The sequence below is a fragment of the Moorena sp. SIO4G3 genome (assembly GCF_010692305.1).
GTDB lineage: Bacteria > Cyanobacteriota > Cyanobacteriia > Cyanobacteriales > Coleofasciculaceae > Moorena > Moorena producens_A.
The window spans coordinates 1-4,846 of record NZ_JAAHIG010000536.1; the positions used below are offsets into that span (position 1 = coordinate 1).

A 4,846-nucleotide genomic window follows, 5' to 3' on the forward strand; every position below is an offset into this window, starting at 1 on the left:
TCGAAACGCTATTAGACCATGGGTATGCCAGGGAACGCCGCAAGTTAATTGGGGAAAACGCGATCGCGTTAGCAAAACCCGGTTTACCCAAAGAAAGTATTGCAGGTCTTGATCGGAAAGGATGGCTGCAATCAGTAAAACTGCATCTGCTCCGTGACTACGAGCCATGTACATTTGGTAGGGATAGATGATGAACTCCTTACACAGCAAAGGCACGTCTACAGCAGCACGAACTTTTGCCAGGTTTTCCCAACTACCCTGAAAGAATTTTTGATCGGTCAGCACTGAGATCGCACTAGCACCACCCTGGCTGTATGACTGAGCAATGGCTACTGGGTCAAAATCTTCTCGAATAACCCCTTTGCTAGGAGATGCTTTTTTGATTTCTGCAATCAGGGCAGGGCTAGTCTTTCCTGATTTTAGGGCTGCTAGAAAGTCTCGGGGGGGTGGTGCTGTTTGTACTCGCTTGCGCAACTCCACTAGGGGCAGACTTTCCCGCATCTGGTCAATTTCTTTCTCTTTGTGCCAGACAATTTCTTCGAGAATATGGTGGGGTTTATCGTCTGGTAGTGCAACTTGATAGTGCAGGCTTTTGATTTTAACTGCTGGATTGGGTGGGCGTCGGCGAATTTGCATCAGTAGTTTTATATAGTGCGTGAGTGCGTCAGTCCCTCAGTGCGTCAGTTTCTCAGTGCGTCAGTACTAAAATCCTTTGTTAATTAGCAATTAACAAAGGATTCTGACTAATGAGTTACAGCTCGTTTGTAAGCTTCGTCGAGTACTTCTGAGAGAGTGGGGTGAGCATGGACTAAGTAGGCGAGGGAGTTAACGGATTGTCTGTTTGCGATCGCATTTGAGGCTTCGTGAATTAAGTCGGAGGCGTGGATACCTAGGATGTGGACTCCTAGGACTTCCCCGGTATCTTTACGGTAGATCACTTTCGCTACCCCATCTGCTTCTCCTTCTGCGATCGCTTTAGAATTCCCCTTAAAGTATGATTTTACAATGGATACTTCAAAGCCTTCTTCGGAGGCCAATTTTTTGGCTTGTGGTTCGCTTAGGCCGACGTAGCTGATTTCTGGATGGGTAAAGGCGGCTGCGGGTATGCTGCGGTAGTCTACGGTGCGCTGACGTCCACAGATATTCTCTACTGCGACAATACCTTGAGCGGATGCGGCATGGGCTAACATCATTTTCCCAGTGGCATCACCAATTGCCCAAAGATGGGGCACGGGTTCCCCTGCTGAAAGTACTGCCATGGTGTCATCTACGGGAATAAAACCGCGCCGGTCTGTTTCCACTCCTACGGCATCTAGTCCTAGGTCTTTGGTGGCGGGAATCCGACCTGTAGCGACCAGACAAGCATCGACTTCGAGCACATCGACTACTTCCTTGGTTTTGGTATCTGCTAGTTCTATTACTACCGGGGAACCGGGAGTTACTTTCATCGCTAGCACCCCAGTGTGAGTTTCAATGTCCCGAGGTTTGATCAGGATGCGTGTGGCTAGTTTGGCAATATCAGGGTCAAAGGTTGGCATCAGGTCGTCTAGGGCTTCGATCATGGTGATTTCAGACCCTAGTGCTGTGTAGACATCAGCAAACTCTAGACCAATGTAACCACTGCCCACGATTGCTACCCAATCTGGCAGCCATTCTAGTTTTATGGCATCATCACTGGTAAATACGGTTTTGCCATCAATCTCAATTCCTGGGGGTACAAAGGGAATTGAACCAGCGGATATCATAATATCTTTGCCAGTGATAGTTGTTTCACCATTTTCTGTAACAACGGTTACTTTTTGAGAAGCAGCTACTTTACCCCAGCCTTTGATAATATCCACACCCAAGCGTTTTAGGCTGTTGGTCAGGTCACCACGAATTTTACTGACTAGATTGCTGGCATGATTTGCGATCGCATTTCGGTCAAACTCAACCCCTGCTACTTTAATCCCAAGGGCATTGAGGTGATGAGCGTCCTGTAGCTCTCGCACTCTACCTGATGCGGCTAATAGCGCTTTAGAAGGGATGCAGCCCCGGTTGACACAAGTTCCGCCCATGTCACCGGCTTCAATAATAGCGGTTTTCAGACCACAGCTAACTGCGTGTAAGGCAGCACCATGACCCCCCACACCAGCACCGATAATCACTAAATCGTAATCAAACTCTTGACTCACATCTATCTCCTAGTCTAGATTGGGTATACTTTGTTTGTCTTTATCATTTTCAACTTGACCAATCCAGGATTGCAAGTGCTCAACCATTAAGATTGGGAGGGTGAAGTATGAAGTATCTAGGAGAGTCATTAGCTATCAGCCATTAGCTATCAGCCATTAGCTGAATGTTTACAGCTTTGTCAGTCAAACAGCCCTGTGAGTGGGCACATCTGAGCCACCTGACGACCTGTTTATGGATGGTTTCTGCCCTGATCGAGATAGGGCAGGTCAAGCAAGACCCGTTGGATTCCCGTTCGTCCCATGGTTCGGCCAATATGCCCAAAGCAAACAGCGTCGGATGCAGCCTTGGCTGCCATTTTGCCCGGATTAACATCCATGGCCTATTGGCCACGCTACGCGAAGATTGTATAAACCGTTGATCCAGACAGCCTTAGCAGATTGGGAAGACGATTGTATTTATCTGAGGCAAGGACACTTCGCTGTTTTGGGATAATTACTGCCTGGTGCGATTGGTCGTAGTCTATCACCGGACGTGCCTTGCCCTTAGTGTGGCGAGTGATTGAACATCCGAGTGCCACGGTTGCATTCAACGATTACCCTTGAGATGCGCCCAACTTGCCATCCCACGTTTACCTTTAGGGGTAATCGGTTATCTTACTAGCAGATCGAGGGTTTATCCACACCGAGCAAGATGAAAGCGATGACCAATCAATGGGGTTGGCATTATCGGAAAAGTCTGAAAAAGGACACCTAGATAAGGCGAGCAGGTATTGGTTGGTGTCAGCTCAAACATTTCCACTGTCAGCCATGCAAAGCGCGAGTGGGGGAAACCCCCAAGACGGCGCTGCATCGCTTCAAACCAGGTGTTGCCCTGTGTTTTCATAATGTCAGGATTCACAAAGAGCATTGGTATGGCCCGGTTCATCTGATCTTCGGTCGAAACAATGTTAATGGTGAGTTTTGGGCGATGAAGCGCGATGAATAGACGACTCTCCAAACGTTTCAAGAGTATGGATTGTGCTTTGATATCGAGGAAAATTTTCAAGGGTGACCAGTCCAATGGGAGCGGATGTGCAGAAGTCGGAAATTCTCTCAGTGCCTGTCTTATCTAGGTTATGGTTCCTTCTAGCAGTTGCTACCCTCGTCCGTTACAGCCGCTTGGGGTTGAGGTTGTCGAAACAGGTTTTCGTCGATGGGCAGATACTCACTGGCGCACGAGGCAACAGCTATTTTCGGTAGGGTTTGGAGTGGGTTAAATCCGCCGAGCGAACATGGCTGGAGAATCATTGGTCAGGTTCGGTTTATTAGTAATAATGAACCTGACCCAGCAATGGCCTCACGAAAACAACATCAGAAACGGAAATACCTACTGGAGTTTAACATACTTTCGTACCAGTACGCTCTTGAATAGTTTTGTCAGTCAACCAGCTCACAGGGTTGACCCATCCAGCTCTTCAAGGCATTATAGACTCGGGAGTTTTTTTCACAGCAAAACTATGGTATGAGTGGTTTCTGTCCGAACGAATGCTGGCTCCCGATCACTAATGTCAAGTCTTGCAACTCCTTTCCAGATAAGCAGTTAAGCACTTTTGACTTCACTTTTTGTCAGTCAACCAGCACTCGGTGTCCGAGTCTCCCGTTTTCTTTTACCTTTGATTTTTTATGGATACGGTGTGTTTGGCTGCCCTTTGGTATCCCCATGCATACATTTGTGCTTTGGGTCTTGGGCCGGGTTGGTTTGTCGAATTTTTGTTTGTTCCTTTATCAATTCTCACCACAAAACTTTTCACAAGTAGGCAGTATGGATACGGACATCTCTAATTCATGATTGGTAAATCCTTCTATATACGCCTTACTGTCGTCGTCAGTTGAGCATGGAACACCTGTTGCATGGAGCTTTCGGTCCAGTCCAATTATTTGTTTTTGATTATATTTACCGCATGTAACCTCGACCTTGTACAATGGCTCTGGTACGATCGGATCACTTTTATCCTGGGTTGTTACGATTAGTGCGCGAACATCTTCGACCGAAATCTCGTATTTAATTTTAGAGCGGGGTGGCACCTGTTCTATACATATTGTACGTACATAGTAACCATTACCGCAGTTACTTAATTGGTCGTATGCATTGGCTGGCTTGGCAAAACTTACCATCGTGATTGACACTATGGTTGAAAAAATGACCAGTATTCTCCGCATTTGTACCATAATAATATTAGTTGATCTGTTCTATCTTCAAATCGGTTTTTCTGTAATCATTATAACATTTTTATCCTCTGATCGGACTTGTTCCTCAAGGACTTTAACAACAGCCCCGCTGCATGACCGGCTTTTGGACTCCAGGTCTCAATTGCCGCAGTTACTTGCCTCTTGAAAGACTCAGCCCACCCAAATGGTTCTAAAATAATACTCATCTTTCCCCTTTTGTCAACCCCACCACCTGAATGCTTACCCTCTGCCATCTTACCATTCCCACACTTCTCTGATGCCTGGCTGCCTGACACATCTGTGTGAAACCAAGACGTATCAGGCTCGACACTGTAACGACTGAATCCGTGAGAACCAGATGCGATTGACATGCAGTCACGCTACGCGAACGTAAAAATCCTGACGAGCTTTAAGAGCGGCGCAAAGCACGGTTGCGGGTCTTTGGGTAGCAAGGGGACGGGTGT

Annotated in this window: 6 protein-coding genes; 3 read left to right on the forward strand and 3 right to left on the reverse strand. The window is 47.0% G+C overall.

The annotated features are described in order from the left end of the window. Nucleotides 1–639: indole-3-glycerol phosphate synthase TrpC (locus F6J99_RS42125; RefSeq protein WP_365975335.1), on the reverse strand; the 639-nt coding region annotated here is incomplete at its 3' end. Between the two features lie 104 nt (nt 640–743). Then, a complete protein-coding gene (gene lpdA / locus F6J99_RS42130) occupies nt 744–2,174 on the reverse strand; it encodes a dihydrolipoyl dehydrogenase (RefSeq protein WP_293122660.1) in 1,431 nt (476 codons plus the stop codon). A 176-nt stretch (nt 2,175–2,350) separates the two neighbouring features. Here lpdA and F6J99_RS42135 point away from each other — a divergent pair, with 176 nt between their 5' ends. The 3 genes from F6J99_RS42135 (at nt 2,351) to F6J99_RS42145 (ending at nt 3,413) form a co-directional block, all read left to right on the forward strand. Then, entirely contained in the window at nt 2,351–2,593 is a 243-nt protein-coding gene (locus F6J99_RS42135) for a hypothetical protein (protein WP_293122663.1), read from the forward strand. Between the two features lie 401 nt (nt 2,594–2,994). Continuing rightward, nucleotides 2,995–3,159 (forward strand): hypothetical protein, encoded by a 165-nt coding sequence (locus F6J99_RS42140; protein WP_293122666.1) that lies wholly within the window; start codon nt 2,995–2,997, stop codon nt 3,157–3,159. A gap of 62 nt (nt 3,160–3,221) precedes the next feature. Further along, the gene (locus F6J99_RS42145; protein WP_293122669.1) at nt 3,222–3,413 is read left to right on the forward strand and encodes a hypothetical protein; all 192 of its coding nucleotides are present in this window, start codon (nt 3,222–3,224) and stop codon (nt 3,411–3,413) included. Nucleotides 3,414–4,432: 1,019 nt separating this feature from the next. Here F6J99_RS42145 and F6J99_RS42150 read toward each other — a convergent pair. Continuing rightward, nucleotides 4,433–4,753: a hypothetical protein gene (locus F6J99_RS42150; RefSeq protein ID WP_293122672.1), complete on the reverse strand. Its 321-nt coding sequence runs from the start codon at nt 4,751–4,753 to the stop codon at nt 4,433–4,435. Nucleotides 4,754–4,846: the final 93 nt, after the last annotated feature.